Origin of the sequence: Shewanella sp. SG41-4 (assembly GCF_014164505.1) — a bacterium.
Classification (GTDB): Bacteria; Pseudomonadota; Gammaproteobacteria; order Enterobacterales; family Shewanellaceae; genus Shewanella.
Genome location: NZ_JACJFI010000643.1, coordinates 1 through 1165, shown reverse-complemented (window position 1 = coordinate 1165; position 1165 = coordinate 1). Strand labels below are relative to the sequence as shown.

Genomic DNA, 1165 nt, shown 5'->3' with positions numbered 1-1165 from the left:
TTTGTAGTTTATACCTTGTACCAACGTGAATTTAATTCTAAAGCCGTGGTTGCTATCACTGCAGCACATGCCTATTTAGAAAAGAATCCGGCTTATATTGGTCGAGATTAACCACCAAAAAACATGTATTTTTTCTCAACATTAACGGATATGTCGTAATAACATGACTTAATGCAAGATGTTTTGAGTGAGTTTATGTGTTCGAAGTCAAAGTCTATGCAATCATTATTCAATGGTATTGCATCAGTACGGCATAATGCTAACCATCAGTCTATACGCTTAAGTGTCATCAATTTTTTGTGATTTATATATATTTTAGTTTGTTAAGTTAACGTTTTCAGAGGTGATATGTTTCATAGTATAAAAGCCAAGGTGATCACTATCTTCTCTTTAGTCATGATAGCTTTCACGTCTGTGCTTTTAATCACAATATTTATCAATGAGCGTGATCGTGTACTGGATTTCGCATTAGAAAACTCTACCAAAATTTCGAAAATGCACGCAAATCTCCTCAGCCAAGAGTTTGCTCGATATGTTGTTATGTTGAACATGCTCAGTAACAACCCGAAGACAAAGCTAGGTGATAAAGCGACTATCGCTCGACAGCTACAAAGGCTGATGACAATGGGGCGTGGTAATTTCATTAATGCTATTTATGTAGACAAAAATTTAAATTTAACTGATGTGTTAAGTCATACAAATAAAGTCACTCATTCTTCAGTTATACGTGCTGAGCAATGGGTGGGTAAAGAATATAATATTAGCACGCCAGTCATCACTCGGTTTGTAAAGGCCCCCGTTATCATGGTGGGAGTGCCTATTTTAGACACGCAAAATAACTGGATGGGAACACTTGCAGTGGCGGTGCCTCTCACCATCATCTCCGCTAAATTAGCAGAAATTAAGCTCGCCAAAGAAAGTTTTGCTTGGTTAGCTGACTCGAATGACCTGATAGTTTCACATCCCAATAACAGTTTTGTCATGAGCTCAAAGCTTAAAACCACAGAGAATGTTAACTTTCCCGGCTTTTATAAAATAGTCAGACAAACTAAGTTACAAAATGATGGTTATGGGCGTTATATGGACGCCACATTAAATGAATCGAAAATAGTCACATTTTCTAAAGTTGATTATCTGCCTGGCTGGACCTTGTTTGTCACAACTA

General features: G+C 37.1%; 1 protein-coding gene. It reads left to right on the top strand.

Translation table 11 applies throughout. From position 1 onward, the window contains the following. Positions 1 to 495: 495 nt before the first annotated feature. A partial coding sequence (locus tag H5202_RS22930) for a cache domain-containing protein (RefSeq protein ID WP_182774045.1) occupies positions 496 to 1165 on the top strand: 670 nt, incomplete at its 3' end.